The sequence below is a fragment of the Bryocella elongata genome, from assembly GCF_900108185.1.
In the GTDB taxonomy this organism is placed as follows: Bacteria; Acidobacteriota; Terriglobia; order Terriglobales; family Acidobacteriaceae; genus Granulicella; species Granulicella elongata.
This window is the reverse complement of sequence record NZ_FNVA01000002.1, coordinates 425,319-449,445: the sequence shown is the minus strand read 5'-3', so window position 1 is coordinate 449,445 and position 24,127 is coordinate 425,319. Positions and strand designations below refer to the sequence as shown.

The window sequence follows — 24,127 nt, the reverse complement described above, 5'->3', positions numbered from 1 at the left end:
AATCCACCCTTGACCACGAACGGTTGCTGGCAGACTGCTAGAAGTCGATCCGCAGCGCCACCTGTCCCGTCCGGTTACCCGCATTCTCCGCAGTCGTCGCAGCCGTCAGCTGGCCGAACGTCGCGTTGTCGATCTGCGTCGAGGGCGGCGCAAAGTTGGTGTGGTTCAGCGCATTCGTAAAGGTTGACTCGAACCGCACATGCACCGCCTCCGAGATCGCAAACGTCTTCGCAAGCCCCAGAGAGACTGCCTGTGTTCCTGGCCCCTGCAGGATGCCAACGCCAGCGTTGCCAAAGCGCCCCGCTCCCGCTGGAGTTGCAGAGAACGCGCTAAGATTGAAGTAGCTCGAACGCGACTGCCCCGTGTAGAAGCTCTTCGACACGACATCCGGGCGAAGCGAAGCTCCACGATTCACGACATTCGTATTCGACTGGTCAGCGCTCGCACTGATGCTCGGCGTAAGCCAAGGCCCGGTCTCCAGCAGCGTGATTGTGTTGAGCTCCCATCCGCCAAGAATGCGGCTGAGAACACCATTGCCATTGAGCCACGCATGCCCTTGGCCCACCGGCAGCTGATAGATCGCCGTGAACAGGAAACGATGCCGGCGCGTGCCTTCCTCATTGCCGTAGTCCCGCGCGATGTGGAAGCGATCCGCGATCGGGACGCCGTAGTTCACTTCCCCCGCATAGCCGCTTGGAGTATCACCCTGGTTATCTGCAAGGTTCTTCGCAAGCGTATAGTTCGCATCGAAATACACACCGTGCACCATATGATGCGAAGCCTCTAACTCCATCGCATCGTAGTTCGCCTTGCCCGCATTGAAGGTCGAATACAGCGTCGTCCAGTTCTGGTAGGGCGCACGCGTATCGACAAACGGCCCTGCCGTTGCGCCCGTATCGTATGCGGTCGTGCTGGCAGGAATCTGGTTCAGATCCTCCGTCACACTGAGCCGATAGGTATGCATGCCCACATAGCTCGCACGCAGGGAATAGTCCTTGCCAACCTGCCGCTCCACCGTGAGGCTCCACTGATTCGCTTGCGGATCGCGATAATTCGGATCCACACCCTGGTCAAGACCACCTCCACCGTAAGTAACACCGGTCGTTGCAGGCCGGGTGTTGGGGAAAGTAATCTCTGAGGTGTTGCCGCAGTCAGGGTTGGAAGGATCGCAGTTCGAGTAGATATGCAGGTTCGACGTCGGATTGCCGCTGTTGTTGAACGATAGCGGCCCAAGATTCGTGATCGTGTACACGCCAAAGCCTCCACGCACTACCGTCTTCGTATCGTTGAAGGGCCGGTACGCAAACGCAACGCGCGGCTGGAAGTTGCCGAAGTACGTCCTGCGAAGCCCGTTCGGCAGCTTGTCCTGGCTCGCGGTCAAATAAGGCGTGCACTGCAACTGCGTGTTGCGCCCCGCGAGACCGCATGAGTTGAACGACTGCTGAAACGCGAGATTCGAAGCCGTAAGGCCCTGCTGCTGAAGGTAAGCGGCAAGGTTATCGGGAACCACAATCGAACCCGTGTTTTGATCGAAGTTCGCGAGGTTTCCACCATCCTCCTGGAACGATGGAAGGAACTGCCACCGCAGGCCGTAGCTCAGCGTCAGCCTGCTGTTCACCTGGTATTCGTCCTGCACGAAGAAGCTGTACTGTGTCGCCGTACCACCCACATCCGGGCTCGACACCGCGAAGTACTCCGTCGTCGGCTTGCCCGAAAGGAAGTCGCCAAACGCATTGCCCGTGAAGATATCGCTGGCGTTCTGGCCCCAGCTCGGCTGAAAGACAAAGTTGCCGAAATCATCCGACGCGAACTCCGGAGCAAAGCTTTCCAGATCGAAGTAGCGAAGATGACGAAGATCCACACCACCCTTCAGCGTGTGGCGGCCAAAGGTCCATGTAAGGTTGTCGGAAAATTGCGTCGTCTTCGACTGCGTCACACCCGCCTTGTCACGGCCGATAGGCGTGAAGCCCGTACCGGCGTTGAAATTGAACGTAGGAAACGCATGCGTCAACGCGTGCTGGCTGATGTCCACTCCGTTGAGGTCGAGCTGCTGTAATGCAGCGGCTCCTTCAATCGGGAAGTTCACGCTCGTAGTTACATAGGTCAAACCAAACCGCGCTTCGTTCAGGAGCTTCGGCGTGATCGTGAACGTATCCGAAACGAGCAGGCTGCGGTTGTGGATGCTGTCGCTATCGTTCGGAAGGAAAGCATTGGCCACGTCGGACTGAATGTTCTTCCTGCTGAAGCGCGCGTAGAGCATGTTACGCGAGCCCAGGTTCTGGTCGACGCGAAGGTCCGCACCATCCGTCTTCGCCGGGATCCGCTGAAAGTTCTCGTAGTTGAAACCCGTCGATGTGCCACAGCTCAACGTCACGGCCTGGTTAGGCAGCGGTATGTACTTCAGCAGCGCAGCTGCAGTTGGGTTGATGCTCGTCACCGCGGGGCCGCAGATGTCCGTAAGATTCCCGGCACGATCCGCTGCCGTCGGCACAAGAAACTGCTGCAGCGTCGCGGTGGAACGCCGATTGCCTTCATAGTCGAAGAAGAAGAACGTCGACTTGCCCGAGTAGAGATGCGGGATCGTCACCGGTCCACCCAGCGAACCTCCAAACGTGTTGAAGTGCTTCGGAGCCTTCCCGGAGAAGCCATAGGGATTGGCATCCAGAGCATCGTTCTGGAGATACTCGAAGAGGCTTCCATGGAAGTTCCTCGAGCCGGACTTTGTGGTGAACGTCACATCACCGACCTGCGAGAACTCAGCGCTGTTGTTGAAGGCCGTAACCTTCACTCCGGCGATACCCTCCTGCGACGGATAGGCATCCTGCAGCGCTCCGTTCTGGCGCACGTTCACCGTCGACACACCATCGACCGAGAAGTTCACCATCGAGGACGACGCACCACCAAGAGCGATATAGCCCGAGCTATCCTGCTGCACGTTCGCCGAAAGCGCGAGCGCGCCGAGCGGGCTTGTCGTGCTCGCGCGATTGTTCAGAGGAAGCTCGGTGATCAGCGTGTTGCTCTTGTCGTCAGCGATCGAAGCATCTTCCGTATTGATCTGATCGACACCGCCCTGTACCTCAACGGTATCCGCCGAAGCAGCGACCTGCAGCGTGACCGACAAGCGAACATCCTGCCTCGCGCCCAGGACAACCGACGCGATCCTCGTCCCTGCGAAACCCGCGTGCTCTGCCGTCAACGAATACGTACCGGGCTTGAGGTTCTCGAAGCTGAAAGCTCCGCTGTTATCCGTCGTCGCCGTAACGTGTGACCCCTGATCCACCGACGAGATGGTGACTGCAGTGCCAGGGACAGCCGCCCCTGTCGAATCGGCCACGGCGCCGCGAACGCTTCCCGAAGTCGACTGCGCCATCGCGCAAATCGAAAGGGCGAAGAGTGTGAGCCATAACATTGCTGTGCGTCGCACAGAGCGCAACGCCCCCCGCCGGGTAGCGCGCAGCGATGCGAAAGAGAGATGAAGGGGAAAGCCTCCAAAGGTATTCATGTCGTCCTCATATGCCGGTCAAGCCGGTACTTCTCATCCGACACCTCTTTCGCTCAGGAAGGCATAAACCTCATCCTTACGAACTCCTTATGGCTTCTGCTCTAGCCTTGAAACATGAGGTCGGGCGAGCGCAACAGCATGAGGTCGATCGTTGCCGCACTCTGCTGCAGCGCGATCCTTGTCGCTGCCGGAGCGGCGCTTTCACGCGCCGTCCCGCTCGCGACGGCCATTCCGCTCTTCCTTATGCCGCTGCTCTATATCGCCTGGCGGCTTCCCTTCAACGTGGCCGCCACCGCTTGCTGCGCTACCACATTGACCCTCGACTTCTTCTTCACCGAGCCTCGCTACACGCTCCGCATGAGCTCCGCGCAGGACGTCGCGACCCTGGCCTGCTTTCTGATCGTCGTGCTCACCATCAGCCGGCTATCAAGTCGGCTGTCCGAGAAGACCACCACCCTGATCGAGCGGGATGCCGCACAGCTCTCCCTCCACCACCTCGCTGAACGATGCCTCGTTCTCGACTGGAGAGAATCTCTGCCGACAGAACTCTGCTACACCGTCAGGGAATGCTTTGCCTTCGACGAAGTGAGTCTCTGGGACGATATCGAAAGCCGCTACATCTCCACTGGAACCACCACGAGCCGCGAAGCTCTGCAGGCAGCCTTCATGGCCGCACAGGACTTCGACCTGCCGCGGTCACGGCAATCAATCCGCTTACTGCGCTCAGGGGTTCGGCCCATCGGGAGTCTCCAGCTGCAAGGATCTATGCCGGACGAGTCAATCCTCGGCTCCATCGCCACGCTCGTCGCTCTTACCCTCGAGCGCGCGCGGGCATTGACCAGCGAGGTGCAGGCACAGTTCGAGAAGAACTCCGAGCAGTTGCGTAGCAGCGTCCTCGACGGCCTGGCCCACTCCATCAAGACCCCACTCACAACCATCTCTGTCGCGAGTGCCGGCGTCATCGCCATGGGTCATATGACAGAGCCGCAGACTCGACTCCTCGCCCGCATTGAAGACCAGGCGCACTACATCGCAGGCCTGACCGACAAGCTGCTTCGCACCGCGAGGCTCGATGCAAAGATCACGCCAAAGCGCAGGGTGATTGACTTACTCGAGCTCACATCCGACGTGCTGCATGAGCTGGATTCACCGGCAGCTCGACGTGTTGAGCGAACCGGCGCGCGCAACATCATTTCAGTCTCTACAGACCCTGAACTGCTGCGCATGGCGCTGCTTCAGGTCGCCGAGAACGCACTCAAGTACAGCCCCCCCGAATCCATCGTGACAATCGACCTTCAGGCGGAAGGGTCATACGTGACGATTGCGATCCACAACGACGGATCGTATATCCCACCCGAGGAGTCCAGGCTCATCTTCAAGCGCTTCTATCGCAGCCCGCGCGTTGAGCAGAGCGCACCCGGTACCGGTCTTGGATTGTCTGTCGCCACGCGGGCGATTGAAGCGCTCGGAGGGACCATCTTTCTCTCGAGCGATCCGTCCTCGGGCACAACCTTCACCATCACTATCCCTTCTGGAGAGGAGTTCGATGCAAGGTTCGATTCTCATCGTCGAAGATGACCCCGCGTTGCTGGAGAGCCTTCACGGAACACTGACCGCACTCGGTTTGAACACTGAAATGGCGGCAACAGGTGAGTACGCTCTACGGCTACTCGCGACCCACCCGATCGAGGTCGTGCTGCTCGATCTGAATATGCCTGGCGTGGGTGGCATGGCTACCTGCAGAGTCATGCGTGAAGCACATCCCGACCTCGCCATCATCGTGCTTACAGTGCGAGACCATATCGATGACAAGGTGAATGCTCTCGATGCCGGAGCAGATGACTACGTCACCAAGCCCTTCCATCTTCCTGAGCTCATCGCAAGGGTTCGCGCTGCGCTGCGCAGGAAGGCCGTGCGGCGCAGTGCAGAGCAAAGCCTGCTTGCCATCGGTGAGATCCGGCTCGACCTGGAAGGCCATCAGGTCCGCCGAGGAGGTGAAATCGTTCACCTCACCCCCACCGAATTCTCGCTTCTTCACGTCCTCATGAAGAACGCCGGCCGCCCCATCGCGCATCGCTCTTTGCTCACCTCAGTGTGGGGCTCCGAGTACGGAGATGAACGCGAATACCTGAGGACCTACATGAACCAGCTGCGGCGCAAGCTCGAAGAAGATCCCGCACATCCGAAGTATCTGCTCACGGAGAACTACATCGGCTATCGTTTCGCTCGTCCCGATGCCTGATTGCGCAAATGACGATGCGCCCCCGCATATTGCGAGAGCGCATCGTCTTCCCTTTGCTTCGATCAGTCGAGCTAGAACGAAGCCCCCGCGACTTGCGCAGCCGTGAGCGAAACCGACCCATGCAGCGGGAGCGAGACCGATGAGTCACCCACCTGCAGCGTGAAGCTACCCGGCGCGATCGTCCAGTGCTTGCCCGCAACATCGTAGTAAGCAAACGCCCGAGCTGATAGTGGAATGCTGACATGCCGAGTCTGTCCCGGCGTCAACTGCACACGCTCGAAGCCCTTGAGCTCATGCATGGGGCGCTCCACCGGTGCGTGACCATCTTCGACATACAACTCCGCGACCGCCGCTCCTGCACGCTTGCCGGTGTTGGTCACATCGAACTCCGCCGTCGCCATCGTGCTCCCCTTGGGCCCCGTCACCTTCAGGTTCGAGTAGCGGAAGCTCGTGTAGGTAAGTCCAAAGCCAAACGGAAACAGCGGCTGTACCTTGTTCTTCTCGTAGCCGCGATAGCCCACGAACAGGCCATCCTTGTAAGTAATATCGATGGAGCCATCGGCAGGATAGTAGTTCGCAAAGGTGGGGTTATCCTCAGCGCGACGTTCAAAGGTCACAGGCAGTCGGCCTGAAGGATCGACAACCCCGAAGAGAATCTCCGCCAGCGCATGGCCCCCAGCCTGCCCGCCATACCACTGCTCCAACAATGCAGGGACGCGGTCAATCCAGCGGCTCGAGTCCACGTTGCCGCCCGATGTCACAGTCACAATCGTGTGCGGATTCGCCTCCGCCATGCTGCGAATGAGCTCGTCCTGTCCGTACGGCAGCGAGAAGGTGCGGTCTCCACCTTCGCTTTCTGTCCCCATCTCCGGCGTCGCGTAGAAGCCCGCAGCGACGACGACGACATCTGCATGAGCCGCGGCCTGCTTCACTCGATCGCTCACGAGCGTAGACTCCGGCACAATCGCCAGGTGAAGTCGCGTGCCAAGCATGCCTCCGCCATAAGACTCCACAACGACCTTATGCACTCCTGCGCTCAGATGCATCGTCAGGTGCGGCTCGAGGGCCTTCACTAACGTCCAGTTATCGATGAGCTCCTTGCCATCGAGATACACACGATTCCCGGCGCCTTCGCCTCCGCCAGCCAGCGCCACGAGATACTCGCCTTCCGACTCCGCGTGATAGTAGCCGGTGTACCGTTGCACACTGGTGCGCCCGGCGCCACCACCGGGACCCATGTTCAACATCGCGCGCAGACTCTCCGGAACATTGCGTCCCAGGCCCTCATTGCTGATGTGTTGCACGACAAGGCTGCGCGGCTTGCCCTCAAACTCCTTATTCTCGAAGATCTCCAGCGTGACGCCCGGCTTGCCATCGGTAGCAGCGGTGGTGAAGCTCGTGCGCCCCGCCAGCTCACTCAGCGTCGGCAGCCCTGCCTCATACAAGACCTTCACACCCGGAGCCACAGAGCCCATACCTTCGAGCAGGCTCACGTTGTGGAATGGCACCACGCCCGCGCTTCCGCCTCCAACAGCAGTGCCCGGATACGCGTTCGGACCCACCAGCAGAATCGTCTTCACATGCGCCTTATCCAAAGGCAGCAAGGTGCCTTCGTTCTTCAACAGCACCACAGACTCGCGAGCCGAGTCCAGCGCAACGGCATTGTTATCCTTGTCATCCAGTGAGATCGAAGGATCGCGCTGCTCGCGGTCAAGCCAGCCAAACATCATCGCCGGCGCAAGGATGTGCCGCACCTTGTCATCGATGGTCGCCTCCGGCACCTTGCCCGACTTCACAGCCTCGGCAAGGTTCGCACGATTCATGAACTTCCCCGTCGGCATCTCGAGATCGAGCCCACCGTTGGCCGCGGCCACGGCATCGTAAGTTGCGTTCCAGTCCGACATCACCACGCCCTGGAAGCCCCAGTCCTTCCGCGCCACATCGATGTTCAGATAGCCGTTCTGCGTCGCATGCTGCCCATTGATCTGGTTGTAGCTGTCCATGATCGCCCCTACATGCGCGCGCCGCACCGCAGCCTCGAAGGCAGGCATGTACAGCTCACGCAGCGACCGTTCATCCACCACCGAGTTCGAATCATGGCGCAGAAACTCGGAGTTGTTCGTGATGTAGTGCTTGATCGTCGCGCTCACACCCTCCTTCTGCATGCCTTCGATGTAGCCGACCACCATCTCCGACGCCAGGTACGGGTCTTCGCCGAAGTACTCGAAGTTGCGCCCGTTGCGCGGCGAGCGGTAGATGTTCGTCCCCGGCCCCAGCATGTAGTGCACTCCGCGTGCCCGCGCATCGCGCCCGATCCCCGCGCCCACACGCGCTGCGAGCTCGCGATCCCAGCTGGCCGCCAACCCGATGCCGCCCGCATACGTCGTCGACGGAAGTCCGCTGTTGGACCGCACGCCCACCGGTCCATCCGACATCTCAAAGGCCGGAAGATGCAGTGACGGCACAGCTCGAACCGCGAAGCCCGTTCCTCCGATGTAGTCCAGCTTCTGATCCAGCGTCATGCTGTGCACAATCTCATCGATATGCTGACGATCGGCATCCGTCAGCGGATGCGGTGCCTGCGCAAGCGCTCCTGCTGCAACGCACGCCGCCACGGCAATGGTTGAAAGCTGAGCAGCGAGACCGCGGTAAACATGGGCCTTCCGGCGGGATGCAATCATCATTGGCACACTAACTATTGGCACACTAACTCCATTTCGTTCGTTTAATAATCGCGAGAAGGATCGTAAATCAGCAGAGAACCGCTTGTCTCTTCAGCTCCCGCACTGCACGCCGTGCGGGCGGATTCATCGTGTCAGCAGACCGTCCCACAGATGATATTCCGCATCCGCTGGCCTGTCCTCAACCACAGGTTCGTGCTGCAACAAAATCGTCGGACGCCGCGTCGCGTCATATCGTGGCCACGCAGTTCCACCGACAGACAACGCGTCGCCCTTGATGAAGGCCACCCACGTCGCGTGCATCTCGTGAGCCAGCAGCGCATCATCGGCGGAGAGCCCTTTCGTCTGGTCCCAGACCAGCGGCAACTCATGCGTATGAGGCACCTCGCCCGCAAAGCGGCCCTTGGCCACCGCATCATCGAAGCGATACACGAAGGCCGCACCACCTCCGGTAACATGCGCCTCCGCGACTCGCAGCGAGGGAATCCAGTACTCCTCCGCCGTCGTCGAGCGTACTCGGCGAAGATCATCACTCATCCCTGGGTACACCTGCGCGTAGTGCTCCGCCACCTTGCTGAAGACATCCACGCTCAGGTTGCCCAGATCGGAAGGTCCCGGGTCATGCTCCGGGTGCGGCCCTATGAACGAAGCGCTCTCCTCGCGGTTCGTTCCCAGCAGCAACCGCTTTCCGCGCGTCGAGCCCCCACGGATCGCCTCCAGCGGCGACCCCGGAAACAGTTGCCCATCGATCTCGCACCGCAGCGGGAAGTGCACCGGAGGCTCGCGATAGAAGCTCCCCTGCGCTGAGATCAGCGTAGACGCTGGCGACTTGAGCAGCATCTTCACCTCATCGCCAGTGGTCGCGTTCCACATCTCACCAAAGCTCGTCGCGATCTTCTGCGCCTGCTCCATCGGCCAGATCCGCTCCGCCCCGCCGCTCTCCGAGATCATCTGGTGGAACAGCCCCTTCGCCGAGGGCACGCCCATCAGCAGGTCCGTCATCTTGGCCCCGGCCGATTGCCCACCCACGGTCACCCGCGTTGGGTCTCCGCCAAACGCCGCGATATTCTTCTGCACCCACTCCAGCGCGGCGATCACATCGCGCATCGCGTTGACGGCGCTGCCCGCGTACTCCGCGCCCAGCAACGGAGCCACATCAAGGAAACCAAACACTCCAAGCCGATACGCTATGTTGACGCAGACAACGCCGTCGCGCGCAAACTGCGCTCCATCACACAGCGGATCGCAGGCCCGCCCGCCCGTAAAGCCTCCGCCATGAATCCACACCAGCACGGGGTACGGCCCTTTGCCGGCAGGCGCCACGACGTTCAAATAGAGGCAATCTTCACTCTGCGGATACGAGTCTCCCGGCTGCATCGCGACGGGAGCGCACCTGGTCGCGGCGCGTACTCCCTGCCACGGCAACGGCGGAGACGGCGGACGAAATCGCCGCGCTCCCACTGGTGGCTGCGCAAACGGCAGTCCCAGGAAGCTTCGGCAGCCATCTGCTTCTGCGCCCCGCACACGTCCCAGCGGAGTCAGAACCTCCACACCTTCCCCGGCCGCAAAGGCCCAGGCTATCCGCGGCAAAGCGCAGCCCAGTACACCAGCCGCGGCTCCGCCCAACAGACTCCTTCGTGTCAGCAAATCATCGCTCCCATTCCCGCGAACAGCGTAACCTAGATTCAGCTCTCGCGCGTACTTGAGACAAGCGTTTGTTTTCGCACGAAGGGATTGACAATCAAGGCTCGTCTCGGGCTGAATAGTGACGCCGCGGCGAGCTGGCTTCTCGCTCAACCCATATCCGGCCCAAGGATCTCCATGCCTCTGCGTCCAACCTTCGTCGAGCGCCTTCCCTTCCGCTCTCGCGCGGCCTCTGCGCTGCTGGCCCTCGCCACATGCGGAACCCTTGCCAGCGCTGCCCAGAAGCCCGTCACCGTCTGGCTGACAACCGCCGATCAGAGCAGCCTGCTCAAGCAGCAGAGCGAGCCCCTGAAGTGGCACAAGGCGTCCGACACACCCTCTGCCATCCACATCGATGACAGCACCACCTACCAGACCGTCGATGGCTTCGGTCACGCCCTCACCGGCGGCAGCGCTCAGTTGCTCATGAAGATGTCTCCGGGAGCGCGCAAGGCCCTGCTGCAGGAACTCTTCGGCAACGGTCCCAACGACATCGCCACCAGCTACATTCGCGTATCCATCGGCGCGTCGGACATGAACGAGTACGTCTTCACCTACGACGACCTCGCCGCGGGAGAGACCGATCCGCAGCTCGCGCACTTCACCCTGCACGAGGACGAGAAGGACGTCATCCCCGTCCTCAAAGAGATCCTCGCCATCAATCCGAAGATCACGATCCTCGCCTCGCCCTGGACCGCACCCGCATGGATGAAGGACAACGGCAAAGTCAAAGGCGGCACACTCAAGCCCGAGGACTACGACACCTACGCGCACTACCTCGTCCTCTATCTCCAGGGCATGCAGTCGCGCGGCATCCACATCGACGCCATCACCCCGCAGAACGAGCCGGAAAACCCCAAGAACACCCCCAGCATGGTGCTGACCGCCGAGCAGGAGGCCACCTTCATCGGTAAGTCCCTCGGCCCCGCAATCTCGAAGGCGGGACTGCACACGCGCATCATTGCCTTCGACCACAACTGCGACCACCCGCAGTATCCTGAGACTATCCTCAAAGACCCCGACTCCTCCCGCTACACCGACGGCGCAGGCTTCCATCTCTATCTCGGCCAGATCTCGGCCCTCACCCAGGTCCACGACGCCTTCCCCAGAACCAACATCTACTTCACCGAGCAGATGGTCGTCCCGCGCCGCAATCGCACCACCGGCATCACAGACAGCTCCATCGCTCAGCCAGAAGCTCGCGTCGTCATCGGCGCCATGGAGAACTGGAGCCGCAACGTACTGCTCTGGAACCTCGCGGCCGATCCCAACAACGGCCCGCACACCAATGATGGCGGCTGCCCCATGTGCGCCGGCGCAATGACGCTCGACGGCGACAACGTCAAGCGCCTCTCCGCGTACTACACAGCAGCGCATGCCTCCAAGTTCGTACCGCCCGGATCGATCCGCATCGCCTCCAATGCACCGGCAGACACTGCGCCGCATGTGGCCTTCCGCACACCCAAGGGCAAACACGTTCTCCTCGTCAGCAACCCTTCCAAGGACGATGCGAAGCTCGTCATCGCCGTTGGCAAGAAGCAAGCCGAAGCCACGCTGCCCGCGGGAGCCGTCGCCACCTTCATCTGGTAGCCCGGGACGCTCCACAGCAACTTGCTGCGCAGTGAGCCCTGCCTATCGCTTCACAGCAGGGCGTGCCGCCGGCAAGAACGTCACCACGCGCAGCGGCTGTCCTTCGCGAAGAGCATAGAAGTGGTTCGGAGCGACGTTCGTGAACACCTGCGGCGGCCCATCGCGCCAATCGACTTCGATCCTGTCGATGGCACCCGCTCGTCCCAGGCCGAAGTGGAGACTCAGATCACTCTGCGAAAGGTAGCTTCCGCCCGAACGCGGCTCCGCCGTCTGCGTCACCCCACCAGCCATAACCCGCACCCGCGTGTTCAGCGCGAGCTTGTTCTTCGGTGCGCCCTCCAGCGTCAGTGAGATCCACGTATTCGCCGGGTCAGGCCGCGAAGAGAGGATCGTTGGCTCGCCATCGAGGTTCTCGATCACCACATCCAGCGCACCGCGATGGAACAGGTCGCCCACCGCAAGCCCGCGGCTCACCCGAGGCAACCCAAGCGCAGGACTCACCTGTTGCGTGGCCTCGCGAAACTTGCCATCGTGCGTGCTGAGAAACACCACTCCCGGCTCGCGATAGTGGATACCCAGCCTGGTCTCCTCCACCTGCGGATACACGTGCCCGTTTACCAGCACCAGGTCCTGCCAGCCTGAGTTATTGAGGTCCACAAACGCATCGCCCCAACCCACATACGGTACCGTCGCTGCAGCCACCCCAGCCGGCCGCGCAACATCCGTAAACGCAAGCCCACCGTCATTGCGATACAGCGTCATGTACTCGTCACTGAAGTGCGACACAGCCACGCTCATGCGGCCCTTGTTCTCGTAGTCGCCCACGGCCACGCCCATGTTCGCCTGCTCGAGGCCATCGTCGCTCAGCGCGACACCCGCCTCGAGCCCTGACTCCTTGAAGTGTCCGTCCCCTTCGTTGTGGAACAGCAGGTTCGCCTGCCCATCGTTCGCGACGAACAGATCGAGTTTCCCATCGTTGTCGAAGTCCGTCCACGCTGTGCCCAGCCCGAAGTAGTGCTGCGGATTCGATACGCCGGCTTCCGCTCCCACCTCGGTAAAAGTCCCGTTGCCGTTGTTGTGGAACAGCAGGTCCGTGGTGCCCTTCAGCCCGCGCGGGCCGCACTGCACCGCCACATCGTGATAACGGCATGTCGACTTCGAACCAAACTCCGGAAGATCCGACAGGTGAAAGTCCACATAGTGCGGAACAAAGATGTCGGCAAAGCCATCGTTGTCGTAGTCGCCAAAGACCGCGCCCGTAGCCCAAGCTGTGTCCGCAGCCAACCCCGCATCCTTCGTCACATCGCGAAATGTTCCATCGTGCTGATTGCGGTACAACTTCACGCCGCCGAAGCAGCTCACCAGCAGATCTGGCCAGCCATCATTGTCGTAATCCCCCACCGCAGCGCCCATCGCCCAGCACGGGTTCGCAACGCCGGCCTTGTCGGTCACATCGGTAAATGTGCCGTCGTGATTGTTGTGGAACAGAGCACTACGCGCCGTCTCGCCCTTCAGCGCCATCGCCACACTGGGCGCATTGGTGAAGTAGATGTCCAGCCAACCGTCGCCGTCATAGTCCAGCAACGCAACCCCACCGCTCATCGACTCCACGATGTACCGCTGATCCGAACTGGAAAGATGCTTGAAGCGCACCCCTGTGGACGCCGTGATGTCCACCAGTTGCGGCGTCACAACGGGACGCGCCGCAGTCGAAGCTGGCGCTTGAGCCATCAACCGCATTCCCACCAGGAAGAGAAGCCCCGCGCACACTCGACGCATCAATGCGACATCCCGCCGGACTCAGGCGTCTCCGCATCGCTCGTTCCCGGTGCCGCGAGCTTCATCGTGCTGTATGTCCCGCGCAGCTTGTCCTTCAGCGCCTTGAGCTTCTGATACTCCGCCAGCTCGCGCTTCGCATCTTCAAGCCGCTTCAGTTTGCGATCCACCGTGCTCAAACGAAACCGCGCCAGCATGTTCGAAGGATCATCCGCAATCGCCTGCTCCAGCAGAGGCAGCGCCGCCGCGTCATCGCCACGCTCGCTGTCGATGTGCGCTAACCCTACCGCTGCGTCCACATTGTGAGGGTTCGCCTTCAGGGCCTGCTGATAGAGCCCGGCAGCCTCGTCCATCGCGCTGCGCTCGACCAGCACATCGGCCAGTCGCACCTTGGCCTGCAGATCCTGCGGGTTCGCCGCGACAGCCTTCCGATACTCCTGCTCCGCCAACGGGTGGTCCGCCGTATTCGGCGAGGCATACAGCGCCTCCGCCAGCTCAAAATGCACCCCCGGAAGCGCAGGATTCGCAACAATCGCTCTTCGAAAGCTCGCGATCGCTCCTGGCAGATCACGTACACGCAGCAGCTCGTGCGCGATCGCCATCTGCATCTGCCCCGAATTCGGCGCTGCGAGGGACAGGCTCAGCAACGAGTCACCCGCAAGGTCCGTGGCCGTGCGATAACTCGCATACAAGATCTCGGGGTCTTCCGGAGCCTTACTGCGCAGCTGCTGCGCGGTTGCAACCGCCCCGGCAAGATCCTGCTTCGCGCTCTGCAGCTCAAGCAAAGCTAGCCCCACTTGCTTCGCGAACTTCGGTTCATCCAGCTGCGGCAGAGCCTGCTGCAGATCGTCAATCGCAGCATCGCGCTGTCCCAGCGCCCGCTCGCTGAGGCCCAGCAGGCCTCGGATCTTGCTCAACGACGGCTCCCCTGCGAGCGCTGAGCGAAAGTGTTCCTCTGCCAAATCAAAGCGTTGTTTGAAGTACAGCAGCACACCAAGGTTGGCCTGCGCGTCGACATTCGTCGGATCGATACGAAGCAGCGCTTCGAACTCTGGAATCGCCTGATCCGGGTGCCCAGCCTTGAGCGCGGCATCGGCGCGCACAGCATGCTGGCGGGCCTGGCTCGCATTGTCACCCTGCGCGACTGCGACGCTGCCAAGGGAGAGCGCAGCCGCAACGAGCCCGATCCCGAGATGGCGGCGGTACATTCCAACAACCAGCATGGTTCTCCATTACAGCACCGCACCATTGGGCCCGGCAAAAAAGAAAAGGTGGACGCGAAGTTGCACGCGCCCACCCGGGGTTGCGGAGGCAGCACCCTTAGAAGGAGAACCGGCCACCAAGTTGAATCACGCGTCCGCTGCCGATCGTACCGGTGATCTTGCCCGCGGTTCCGGTATTGCCGGAGCCCACGTTACCAGTGTTCAGACCGGTGCCCGGCAGAGCGAACGTCGGGTGATTGAGGACGTTGTTGGCATCGATGCGCAGCTGGAACTTGTACCGTTCCTTGTACAGGTTGAAGCTCTTGCCCATCGACAGGTCGAAGTACTCGTATCCAGGACCGTACACGCTGTCGCGATGCACGTTGCCGAACGTGGCGTACTCAGGGATGATGAACGCCGGCGCGGTATCGCCAGCGAACAGCACCGTCTGTCCGCCGTTCGTCGAGTTGCGCTGGTAGCTGGTGTTGTACCAGTGAGCCAGCGTACGTTGTCCCTTGGGCAGGTTCGCGTTACCCGCATAGCTCGGGTACTGATTGCCCGAGCCGGCGTACGTAGCCGAGAGACTGCCAGGGACCGTCACAGTGAAGGGATTGCCCGTCTGTAGGGAGAAGTTGGCCGAGAGCTGCCAGCCACCCACTGCTTCGTCCAGGAACGCGTTGTGGTTGAGGAACATCTGTCCTTTGCCGAACGGCAGAACATACGACGCCGTCCCCTTGAACGCATGGCGCGCGTCAAAGTTCGACGGTCCATAGTTCGAGCTGACGTCGTAGGCGCTCTGGTACGTGGTGGTACCACCACGGCTGCCCCAAGCGGACGAGTCAAACTCATCCAGGAACTTCGACCACACGTAGCTCGCCTGGAACGCGATGTTGCGCGACAGCCGGCGGTTCATCTCCAGCTGCAGCGAGTTGTAGTTCGCACCGGCGTCGAAGATGTTGCCGCCGATGGTGCCGTATTGCGTGTAAGGACGCTGAGCATTCGTGTTGGTGGCCGCGGCGATCAGCTTCGACGCCGGTACCTGGTTGTTGTCGACGTTGAAGCCCAGGTTCACCGAACGGCTTCCCACGTACGCAATCTGCGCGGACATATTGGCGCCAATCTGACGCTGCACCGACAGGTTGTACTGATGGATCCGCGCCGTCGGCGTGTTCTCCGCGTTGATGCTTACGTTCTGGCCGTTGAACGCCGAGTTCGACGTACTGGCCGTCACGTACGGATAGTTGGTGGTCGTTGCAAGCTGGCCGATCGGGGTCAGGCCGCTGGTGGAATCGCTCAAAGAGCCTTTCCCGCCGAACGCCGCGCCCTCACCACTGCCGTACGTGTCGAGGCTCCAGAGGTACGCGTACAGACCGTAGCCGCCGCGAATCACCGTGCCCGGACGGAACTGCCAGGCAAAGCCCACGCGCGGAAGGAACGTCGTGTACACATTGTCCTGCAGCTGGGTACGGCCGTGGTCCTTGTTCACCGCAAACCATATCGCGCCCGGAGTGCCCGTCAGGCTGTTCTGCACCAGCGGATCAAATGTGCTCTGGTTCTTCTTGTTGTCGCTCCACCCTTCCATGATCTGGTAGCGCAGTCCGAGGTTGATCGTCAGGTTCGGCTTGACCTTCCAGTCATCCTGCACAAACATCTGCGGCGCCTTCTGGCGGCCCGCAAACTCCGGCGTTACACCGGCAGACCAGTTCTGCACCGTGCCCAGCAGGAAGTCAGCGTAGCCGTTGCCCGTGGAGGTTTGTCCGCCGCCCACCGCCTGCTGGCAGTAGCTGCAGGAGGTGTACGTACCAGTGAAGCCATACGTCGCGCCGTTGATGTTACCCCACGCCGTCGAGTTGTCCTGGAAGATCAGGTACTCGCCGCCGAACTTCAACACATGCTTCCCACGGATCATCGTCACCACATCTGACGGATCGTAGTTGTGCTCCTTGTAGACAGCCGCCGTGCCAGGCGCCAGGCCCGTGTAGCTGCTGATGTTGATCGTCGGAAGAATGTCCGCTGCGAGGAACCCCACGCCGAACTTTCCTCCCACTCCGGAACCCTCCGTCTGCGGGGTGAAGAAGTTCAGCTGATTGGTGTATCCAAGGCGAGCTTCGTTGATGGTGTGGTCGCTGATGTTCCAGACGTCCGTGATCTGCGAGTTGTAACCATCCACATCGCCCACATAGCAGTTCACCGGGCAGGGGAACGCGTTGGGATAGAACGCCGGGTTGTCATGCTGTGTCACCGACGCCGTAATACGGTTGTGCGGCGTAACATCGTAGTCCAGGCGGCCGAAGTACTTCTTGAACGGGTTCGTGCCGCGGATCGAGTAATAGTAATTGTTCGTGGTAATGCCACTGCCGCTGTTTACGGTCGTCTGCGGCCCGTTGTAGTTCGGCAGCGGAATCAGCGCCTGGAGCTTTGCGGCGCTGGGATCGATGTGAGCCGCGATGTTGTTGTTCGCATACTGCGTGCGGTTGATATACGTCTTGCCGTTGTACGTGACGTAAGCGCCCGTACCGGGCTGGTAGATCGGAGCGAGAGCGCTGAAATCTCCGTTACGCATAGCCTGCGTGGGCACCGTTGCATAACCCGTCGATGCACTCTTGCTGATCGTCTGGTCGTAGTCGAAGTAGAAGAACAGCTTGTCCTTCAGCGCCGGGCCCGAGACCGAGCCCCCAAAGTTATGAAAGCGAAGATAGGGCTTGGACGTCTGGAAGTAGCTCTTCGAGTTCAACGCATCGTTCTGCGCGTACTCGTACAAGGAGCCATGCCAACTGTTCGAACCGCCCTTCGTGATCTGGTTGAACACCACGCCGCCAATGCCATACTGCGCACTGAACGCCGAGGTGGACACCTGGACCTCCTGCACCGTCTCGAAGACCGAGACGTCCGCGTTGCCCGAGTGCGACAGCGCCGAGGACGCGCCGTCCGCCAGCACCGCGTTGTAAGGCAGGTTACCGTTCACCGAAATAGCCTGGCCCGTCGCGCCGGAATAAGACGCCGCGCTCGAAGATCCGGGGATGAACTTCACGAAGTTCTCCCAGTCCTGACCCACGTTCGGCCGCTTCTGCATCTCGTTCGCCACCAGCGTCGTGGACTGCTCACCAGTCTCCGTCTGGATCAGCGGAACGTCGGTCGTCACGACCACCTGCTCGGTCACTGCGCCCGGCTTCAAGGACGCATTGATCGTGATCGTGCCAACCTCAAGCGTCACCGACGAGCGGACGAAGCTCGAAAATCCATCCTTCTGCACCGTGATCCGGTAGTTGCCTGTGACGATCGGACCGGTATCGAAGAGGCCGTCCTGGTTGGTCGTGTAGACCTTCGTGACGCCCTTCTCCGTGTCCAGCACAGTAACGCTGGCTCCCTGAACCACGGCGCCCGAAGAGTCGCTGACGACGCCTCGGATGTCGCCCGAGTTCGTGTTTTGTGCCGCCGCCGGTGTGCCCCGCCCCGCCATCGCGAGCAGAACCACCGCTGCAGCCACCTGAAGTAATTTGCGCATCGAACCTCCAAAGAAAACTTCTAAAATTCAGCAGAAAAGCGATTGTCTTCCCAAGAAAAGCGATTGTCTTTTTCGTTGGTTGGAAATCCCGAAACATTTGAAGGGCGGGTACATGTTTCTGTCAAGAAATTTCTCGCACCCGATCCTGAAATCAGAAATCAAAGACAATCGTTTTTCCTGAGCGCGCCAAGCTTCCCACCGCCAACCATCGAGGCCACAAAGATGCCTTACCGGTTCAGCGAACGAAACCCGCGTCACGAACGCATCCGCAAACTCGTCGTGTAACGAATGCGACACCCGGTCAGACCACCGCAGCGCAACCGGGCAGCCGTCTAAGGGCCTGGACGGTCATCCAGTTTGTAACGAGCCTTTCGGAGGGTAGAGCACCCAACGGTTCAGCGTTCGCGCCGAAGCGCCACGCAGTTCCGCCCCAGACACAGTCGAAAATTCCCCGAGACAGGACCCGCTTCCACCTGCAACGGACGCGGCCTCTTCATGTCGCTATCCCGCTCATACGGTGCGTGGAAGATCTCGTTGCCGCCAAGGTCCATCACCACCAACCCAGGCCCTTCCAGGAAGCCACCACCGTAGGCGCCAGGGCCCAGATTCTTCCCCGCAACTACGATCGGAACATCGGTGAGCAAGTAGAACTGATATCGGTCCCTCAATCCCGACGAGTATCCTCCCGTATCAACCAGCGCGAACAACGTCTGACGGTTCGCCTCCCAGCGAACACCCGCGGCGTTGCGTAACTGGACCGTACTGCTCTGCCCGCTGAAGTAGACCACCGCCGGCATCGCAGCACCAACCTCCGCAGGAGTCATCACTGCTGCGGACGGCCCCTGCTGCGCCGCCAACACCAGCGCCGATAAAAGGAGCATCGCACACACAATATTTCTGATCCCGCTTCGCTTCTTACTCACTTGAAAGTTCATAGCGAAGGGAACCATACAGCATCTGGTTAATAGCAGGAACCCCCCATAAGGATGGGTTATCAATTTGCGTTCCCAACCGGCCGTTCTCGATAGCGAGTTACAAGGCAATTCCTCAGCCACCCTCGCTGGAATTTTCGACACAAATAAGAAGGGCGCGGCTTTGGCCGTGCCCTTCTCATTTGCAACCTAACTAAACCAGGACGACCTACTGCACCTGAGCCTCGAACGCAGCAAACCTCCGCTCCAGATCCCACTGCTCGGACGCTTTCTCGTTCGCATCGAGAAATTCCTTGCAAGCCCCCGAAGGCAGCGACTTCGCGGAGATCGCAGCAACGCATACACTTCTTCGGTGCGTGAAGTCATCCGGAGCAGCCCACAGGCTCTCCCCATGCAGGAACGCATGCTCCAGCGCGGTGCGCGCCGACTGCTTCAACTGCGCATACGTCAACCCCTGCTCCATCACGCCCTTCATGTACTCGTGCGTCAGGTCGCTGCGATTCACACCTTCATCGTCGGTCGAAAGCGCCCACGGCACATGCGCGGCCATATAGGCATGCAGCGGATGCGCGTCGCCCTTAATGCCAAGGATCCCATCGTTCGAGGTGAGATTGATCTCCACCATCACATGTTGCTTCGCCATCTGCTTCAGCAGCGCCGCAGAATTGTCTTCGTAGAGCACGTCGATGCCATGCCCGATGCGCAGCGCATGCCCTTTATCGATCGCCTCGCGAATGTGGAAGCTCAACCCATCCGGCGGCACCAGCCCCGGCGCAATTTCACCCGCATGCAGGCTCACCTTCACGTTCGGATACACGCTGTGCAGATAATCCAGCATCTCCATCTGCAGCTCATAGTCCCGCATCGCGAGGTACGCATCCTCCGGCTGCACGAAGTTGATGCCAACGATGTCTTCCGGGTCAGCACTCGCGGCCTCGAAGCCCAGCAGCGTCTGCGCAAAGACCTGCTGCGGAGGGAACGCACGAAGGACCTGGAACAGAAAGTGGATCTTGATCTCACAATCGCCCTCGTAAGCGCTGACGATCTTGAAACCCGCGTTTGCAAGAAGTCCAGTCGCTTCCCCGCAGTGCTCGATCTCGTTTCGCTTCGCCAACTCGCCCTTGTACTGCGCAATGTCGGCCTGCACCTCATCACGCAAGCCACCCGCCAGCAGCTTCTCGCGCAGCTCCGCGAGCTGCTCGCGCGTGATCGACTTCTCCGCACCTGCGGGCCAGCCGATCTTGTATCCCAGCCCCGCCGCATGCTTGAACGGCGGTGTATCCATGATCTCGAGGTACTGCTCGTTCTGCGAAGCCGCGCGGCTCGCAACCTCATCCAGCCACGCTCCGCGCTCGTCCTGCATCCCCCCAAAGCGCGAGAAGGTCGAGAAGAATTGGTCGTGCCCATTGATGCCCTGCGTCGGCACAAACGCACGCATCGAGAAGCTGTCCACCAGGTTGTCGTACAGCTCCTGGTTCTTCATCGCATCGGCCGCAGGCACAGTCTCCTTCGGACACAGGCCAGGCTTCTCCGGAGCAACAAACTTCACCGCATCCTGTCCCACCGGAGCCGGCGGCTTGCCCTTCTCCACCACCGTCACGCACGCGCCCTGCTGCGCCGCTTCTGCGATAAACGTCTCCGCATAGATCGCACCCGAGAGGTGCATGTGCAGGTCCGCGCCTTTGGGAAACGGCTTCAGAAACGCATACAGCTCGCCGGGACCCGCTTTGCGCGCGGCCTCCATGGCCCTGGCAGCCTTCAACTCTGGAGAACCCGCCTGGGCGTGCGCTGGCGTAGCGGCCATCGCCAGACAAAGTCCGAAGGAAGCGAGTGAGAACAGCGGGCGGACGTACCGTGCATTTGTCATAGGAAGTGCATCAAGCATACCGCGCCCGGCACGTTACTTAGGCTGCTGAGCTGTGGGGATTGCAGGCTCCCGCGTCAGCATCAGCATCAGCGACCGCTGCGCGAACGGAGCGTACAACAGCAGCGCCGTGCACGCCAGCGCCAGCCCGAAGTTGATGTGATTCAACAGCAGGAACGGAGACAGCGACCACAGCGCATCGGCCAGCAACAGCACCGGCCAAAGCCGCAGATACTTGCCCCGCAACCTCGGCGCACGCATCAGTACCGCCGACAGCAGGAACGCGCGCATCGGAATCATCATTGCGGCCGTCGCCACCAGCACAAAGTAGATCGCGGCAGGATGCGGCAGCTCACTCAGCAGCTGCGAGATCTCGCCAAGATTCCCCAGCGCCCCTACATAGAAGCCCAGGTACATCAGCTGCAGCAATAGGAACAGCGTCTGCACCACGCGTGACGACGCAGTGGGCAGATCTTCGGGCTGCGACAACATCGCCGCCAGCACACCCGCCGTCACGGCCTCGCTATGAGGTCCCCTCGCATCGGCCAGCGGCACAGCGTCCCCGGCCTCATCAGCTACAGGCGCTTTCAGCGAAGCATCCAGACGCTCCACCGGCGCCACGAACCGGTACCCCCGACGCGCCACCGTCTCCACGAACCGAGGATTCGCCGCCTTGTCGCCCAGCGCCTCGCGCAGCCGGTTCACCGCCGAGTTCACGCCGTGCTCGTAGTCGACGAACGTCCCGTCCGGCCAAAGCTCGCGGCAGATATCCTCCCGCGTCAGCACCTCGTTAGGACGCGCCAGCAGCATCCCCAGCAGCGCAAACGGCTGGGCATGCAGCTTGATCCGCATCCCCTGCCGGCGCAGCTCACCCGCAGCCAGGTCCGCCTCGAAGAGTCCGAAGCGATAGCGCCCTGGGGTGGCTGAAGCTGCCGTCGAAGCTGGTGTCGTCGCGTCCATCTCGTTCCAGCCAGTGTACTCAAGCCAAGCCGCTGCATAGCCGGTGCATACATGCGAGATCTCCCCGCAAACCACACATCCACCGCACCTTGCGCCGTGAGGAACAATCCTGCCCACGGTGATCCCCATTGCATCGACCTCCGCACGCCGATGCGCGATGGTGAGGCATGAAGCACCGCCTCCGACACCTCACGCTCCTCCTCATGCTTGCCCTCGATCTTCCCCGCGCCCTTCTGGCCGATCCTCCCCGCGAGGCCGCCGCCGCCTTCGACGCCTACTGCCGCGGCGTCGAGGAACGCCTCACCAACCAGCACGCCAGCGGAGCATACGTCCTCACTGGTGCCGCCTCCTCAGATAACCTGCGCATCGAGCGCATCGCCGCCACGCCCGACCTTCCAGGCAGTGCCCGGCTCGACCACTGGCGCGGCGTCACCTTCGTCCCCGGAGCCACCGCCGCTCAGTTCGAAGACCTCCTCCACAACTTCTCCACCTACCCCACCACCTTCTCTCCCGAAGTCCTCTCGGCAAGCGCCCAGACCACGGGCCCCCACCGCCTGCTCGCGACCATGCGCGTCCGCCAGCACCACGTCATCACCGTCGTGCTGGGCGCCACCTACGACGTCACCTTCTCGCAGCCTGCGCCCCATCGCGGCTACAGCCTCTCCCGCAGCCAGCGCATCACCGAGATCGACTCCCCCAACACACCCCGCGAGCACGCCCTCAGCTCTGCCAGCGAACACGGCTTCCTCTGGCGACTCAACACCTACTGGTCCTGGGAGGAGCGCGCCAACGGCCTCGTCCTCCAGATTGAAACCCTCTCGCTCTCGCGCTCCGTACCCCGGGGCCTCGGCTGGATCGTCGGCCCCTACGTCGATACCATCCCCCGCGAGTCCCTCGAGTTCACCCTCACCCACGCCCGCAACGCTCTCGCGCACGCCAGGTGATCTCGATCTCGTCATTCCGAGCGCACGCGAGGAACCCCTGTATTTCGCACTTGCCGTCACAAACTCCACAAGGACCGTCCATGACCTCAACCACCCTCCTCAAAGCACCCGAACGTCGCGTCCACGCATCCCTCACCGCCTCCGCTGAAAAGCGCCTCCTCGAACACCTCGCCCGCCACGCCCCCGCCTGGCTCACCTCCGACCAGCTCACCGCCCTCGGCCTCTTCGGCCAGCTCGCCGCCGGCCTCTGCTACGCGCTCACCCCGTTCCATCGCAACTGGCTTCTCCTCTGCTGCGCGATGCTCGCGATCAACTGGCTCGGCGACAGCCTCGATGGCACACTCGCCCGCGTCCGCCACAAGCAACGCCCGCGCTACGGCTTCTACCTCGACCACATCTGCGACCTCTTCGGCTCCATCGCGCTCATGGCCGGCATTGCGCTCTCCGGCCTCGCGCATGGCTGGGTCTGCGCGGGGCTCTTAGCAGGCTTCCTCCTGCTCGCCGGAGAGAGCTTCCTCGCCACCCACACCCTCGGACGCTTCCATCTCTCGCAAGGCCCCTTCGGCCCCACCGAGCTCCGCCTGCTCATGATCGCCGGCAACCTCACCGCCTGGGAGCATCCCCGCGTCGCCATCCTCGGCCACCGCCCACTGCTCTACGACCTCGGCGGGACCATCGGCATCGCCTTCATGTTCTCCGCGGCCATCCTCACCGCCATCCGCCACGCCGCCCAACTCGCCCACGAGGAGCCGTTGCCATGAGCCACCTTCAACGCTGGATCCGCTTCAACGCCGTCGGAGCCATCGGCGTCGTCCTTCAGCTGTCCCTCGTGGCCGTCTTCGCGAAGCTCCTCCGCCTGCCCGCATCGCTCGCTGCCGCGTTTGCCGTCGAACTCACCCTGCTCTTCAACTTCACGCTGCATCGCCGCATCACCTGGCCAATCCGCTCAACGTCACACAGATACTGGCCCGGGCTCCTCCGCTTTCACCTCGGCAACGGCCTCGTCTCACTCACCGGCAACACGCTGCTCACACCGCTCCTCACGCACCACGGCCTGCCCATCGTCGCCGCCAACGCAACCGCCATCGCGCTGTGCTCCACAGCCAACTTCATCCTTGCCGCCGTCTGGGTCTTCGGCCGTCCCGCGGCATCATCCAGGAACAGCGGCCCTGTTGCCCTCCTCGGTTCGCTCCAACGCATTGCCAAACACGCTTCGCCAGCCCCCGCACGTAGACTTTGATCGAGG

General features: G+C 61.5%; 16 protein-coding genes. 7 read left to right on the top strand and 9 right to left on the bottom strand.

Annotated elements, in window-relative coordinates:
* Positions 1-37 precede the first annotated feature (37 nt).
* Positions 38-3,370: a carboxypeptidase-like regulatory domain-containing protein gene (locus C4S68_RS08215; RefSeq protein ID WP_235011454.1), complete on the bottom strand. Its 3,333-nt coding sequence runs from the start codon at positions 3,368-3,370 to the stop codon at positions 38-40.
* A 270-nt stretch (positions 3,371-3,640) separates the two neighbouring features.
* Between C4S68_RS08215 and C4S68_RS08210 the strand changes: the two genes are divergently transcribed.
* Both C4S68_RS08210 and C4S68_RS08205 read left to right on the top strand, forming a co-directional pair.
* Positions 3,641-5,080 (top strand): ATP-binding protein, encoded by a 1,440-nt coding sequence (locus tag C4S68_RS08210; protein WP_160115062.1) that lies wholly within the window; start codon positions 3,641-3,643, stop codon positions 5,078-5,080.
* Positions 5,049-5,744 (top strand): response regulator transcription factor, encoded by a 696-nt coding sequence (locus tag C4S68_RS08205; RefSeq protein WP_103932560.1) that lies wholly within the window; start codon positions 5,049-5,051, stop codon positions 5,742-5,744. Before C4S68_RS08210 ends, C4S68_RS08205 begins: the two co-directional genes overlap by 32 nt.
* Positions 5,745-5,815: 71 nt before the next feature.
* Here the strand turns inward: C4S68_RS08205 and C4S68_RS08200 are convergent, their stop codons facing one another.
* Both C4S68_RS08200 and C4S68_RS08195 read right to left on the bottom strand, forming a co-directional pair.
* The gene (locus tag C4S68_RS08200; RefSeq protein ID WP_235011453.1) at positions 5,816-8,428 is read right to left on the bottom strand and encodes a glycoside hydrolase family 3 protein; all 2,613 of its coding nucleotides are present in this window, start codon (positions 8,426-8,428) and stop codon (positions 5,816-5,818) included.
* 123 nt (positions 8,429-8,551) lie between these two features.
* Positions 8,552-10,015 carry a carboxylesterase/lipase family protein gene (locus C4S68_RS08195; RefSeq protein WP_407641100.1) on the bottom strand — a complete coding sequence of 488 codons (1,464 nt, stop codon included), beginning with the start codon at positions 10,013-10,015 and terminating at the stop codon, positions 8,552-8,554.
* Between the two features lie 231 nt (positions 10,016-10,246).
* On the opposite strand from C4S68_RS08195, the gene C4S68_RS08190 reads away from it, so the two are divergent.
* Positions 10,247-11,698 (top strand): glycoside hydrolase family 30 protein, encoded by a 1,452-nt coding sequence (locus C4S68_RS08190; RefSeq protein ID WP_103932558.1) that lies wholly within the window; start codon positions 10,247-10,249, stop codon positions 11,696-11,698.
* A 42-nt stretch (positions 11,699-11,740) separates the two neighbouring features.
* On the opposite strand, the gene C4S68_RS08185 is transcribed toward C4S68_RS08190, so the two are convergent.
* From C4S68_RS08185 to C4S68_RS08175, 3 genes are all read right to left on the bottom strand, one after another.
* On the bottom strand, positions 11,741-13,477 hold the full coding sequence (locus C4S68_RS08185) for a CRTAC1 family protein (protein ID WP_235011452.1): 1,737 nt from the start codon (positions 13,475-13,477) through the stop codon (positions 11,741-11,743).
* Positions 13,477-14,697, bottom strand: a complete 1,221-nt coding sequence (locus C4S68_RS08180; RefSeq protein WP_103932557.1) for a tetratricopeptide repeat protein — start codon at positions 14,695-14,697, stop codon at positions 13,477-13,479. Before C4S68_RS08180 ends, C4S68_RS08185 begins: the two co-directional genes overlap by 1 nt.
* 97 nt (positions 14,698-14,794) lie before the next feature.
* On the bottom strand, positions 14,795-18,181 hold the full coding sequence (locus tag C4S68_RS08175) for a TonB-dependent receptor (protein WP_235011451.1): 3,387 nt from the start codon (positions 18,179-18,181) through the stop codon (positions 14,795-14,797).
* Between the two features lie 42 nt (positions 18,182-18,223).
* Here C4S68_RS08175 and C4S68_RS22905 point away from each other — a divergent pair, with 42 nt between their 5' ends.
* On the top strand, positions 18,224-18,466 hold the full coding sequence (locus C4S68_RS22905; RefSeq protein WP_146072074.1) for a hypothetical protein: 243 nt from the start codon (positions 18,224-18,226) through the stop codon (positions 18,464-18,466).
* Positions 18,467-18,576: 110 nt separating this feature from the next.
* On the opposite strand, the gene C4S68_RS08170 is transcribed toward C4S68_RS22905, so the two are convergent.
* The 3 genes from C4S68_RS08170 to C4S68_RS08160 all read right to left on the bottom strand — a co-directional run bounded on the left by C4S68_RS08170 (position 18,577) and on the right by C4S68_RS08160 (position 21,937).
* Complete coding sequence (locus C4S68_RS08170; protein ID WP_146072073.1) at positions 18,577-19,062, bottom strand: hypothetical protein; 486 nt, start codon at positions 19,060-19,062, stop codon at positions 18,577-18,579.
* Positions 19,063-19,321: 259 nt separating this feature from the next.
* On the bottom strand, positions 19,322-20,980 hold the full coding sequence (locus tag C4S68_RS08165) for an amidohydrolase family protein (protein WP_103932555.1): 1,659 nt from the start codon (positions 20,978-20,980) through the stop codon (positions 19,322-19,324).
* Between the two features lie 33 nt (positions 20,981-21,013).
* The gene (locus C4S68_RS08160; protein WP_103932554.1) at positions 21,014-21,937 is read right to left on the bottom strand and encodes a winged helix-turn-helix domain-containing protein; all 924 of its coding nucleotides are present in this window, start codon (positions 21,935-21,937) and stop codon (positions 21,014-21,016) included.
* A gap of 167 nt (positions 21,938-22,104) precedes the next feature.
* On the opposite strand from C4S68_RS08160, the gene C4S68_RS08155 reads away from it, so the two are divergent.
* The 3 genes from C4S68_RS08155 to C4S68_RS08145 all read left to right on the top strand — a co-directional run bounded on the left by C4S68_RS08155 (position 22,105) and on the right by C4S68_RS08145 (position 24,121).
* Complete coding sequence (locus C4S68_RS08155) at positions 22,105-22,881, top strand: hypothetical protein (protein ID WP_103932553.1); 777 nt, start codon at positions 22,105-22,107, stop codon at positions 22,879-22,881.
* A gap of 80 nt (positions 22,882-22,961) precedes the next feature.
* On the top strand, positions 22,962-23,642 hold the full coding sequence (locus C4S68_RS08150; RefSeq protein WP_103932552.1) for a CDP-alcohol phosphatidyltransferase family protein: 681 nt from the start codon (positions 22,962-22,964) through the stop codon (positions 23,640-23,642).
* Positions 23,639-24,121: a GtrA family protein gene (locus tag C4S68_RS08145; RefSeq protein ID WP_103932551.1), complete on the top strand. Its 483-nt coding sequence runs from the start codon at positions 23,639-23,641 to the stop codon at positions 24,119-24,121. The genes C4S68_RS08150 and C4S68_RS08145 overlap by 4 nt, the downstream gene beginning before the upstream one ends.
* Positions 24,122-24,127 lie beyond the last annotated feature (6 nt).

Bases quoted from the DNA above. Each gene is read 5' to 3' on its own strand.
- C4S68_RS08180 (WP_103932557.1), bottom strand. From the start codon at position 14,697: ATGCTGGTTGTTGGAATGTACCGCCGCCATCTCGGGATCGGGCTCGTT.
- C4S68_RS08160 (WP_103932554.1), bottom strand. From the start codon at position 21,937: ATGGACGCGACGACACCAGCTTCGACGGCAGCTTCAGCCACCCCAGGG.
- C4S68_RS08190 (WP_103932558.1), top strand. From the start codon at position 10,247: ATGCCTCTGCGTCCAACCTTCGTCGAGCGCCTTCCCTTCCGCTCTCGC.
- C4S68_RS08205 (WP_103932560.1), top strand. From the start codon at position 5,049: ATGCAAGGTTCGATTCTCATCGTCGAAGATGACCCCGCGTTGCTGGAG.
- C4S68_RS08175 (WP_235011451.1), bottom strand. From the start codon at position 18,181: ATGCGCAAATTACTTCAGGTGGCTGCAGCGGTGGTTCTGCTCGCGATG.
- C4S68_RS08170 (WP_146072073.1), bottom strand. From the start codon at position 19,062: ATGCTCCTTTTATCGGCGCTGGTGTTGGCGGCGCAGCAGGGGCCGTCC.
- C4S68_RS08210 (WP_160115062.1), top strand. From the start codon at position 3,641: ATGAGGTCGATCGTTGCCGCACTCTGCTGCAGCGCGATCCTTGTCGCT.
- C4S68_RS08200 (WP_235011453.1), bottom strand. From the start codon at position 8,428: ATGATGATTGCATCCCGCCGGAAGGCCCATGTTTACCGCGGTCTCGCT.
- C4S68_RS08165 (WP_103932555.1), bottom strand. From the start codon at position 20,980: ATGACAAATGCACGGTACGTCCGCCCGCTGTTCTCACTCGCTTCCTTC.
- C4S68_RS08215 (WP_235011454.1), bottom strand. From the start codon at position 3,370: ATGGCGCAGTCGACTTCGGGAAGCGTTCGCGGCGCCGTGGCCGATTCG.
- C4S68_RS08150 (WP_103932552.1), top strand. From the start codon at position 22,962: ATGACCTCAACCACCCTCCTCAAAGCACCCGAACGTCGCGTCCACGCA.
- C4S68_RS08155 (WP_103932553.1), top strand. From the start codon at position 22,105: ATGAAGCACCGCCTCCGACACCTCACGCTCCTCCTCATGCTTGCCCTC.
- C4S68_RS08145 (WP_103932551.1), top strand. From the start codon at position 23,639: ATGAGCCACCTTCAACGCTGGATCCGCTTCAACGCCGTCGGAGCCATC.
- C4S68_RS08185 (WP_235011452.1), bottom strand. From the start codon at position 13,477: ATGCGTCGAGTGTGCGCGGGGCTTCTCTTCCTGGTGGGAATGCGGTTG.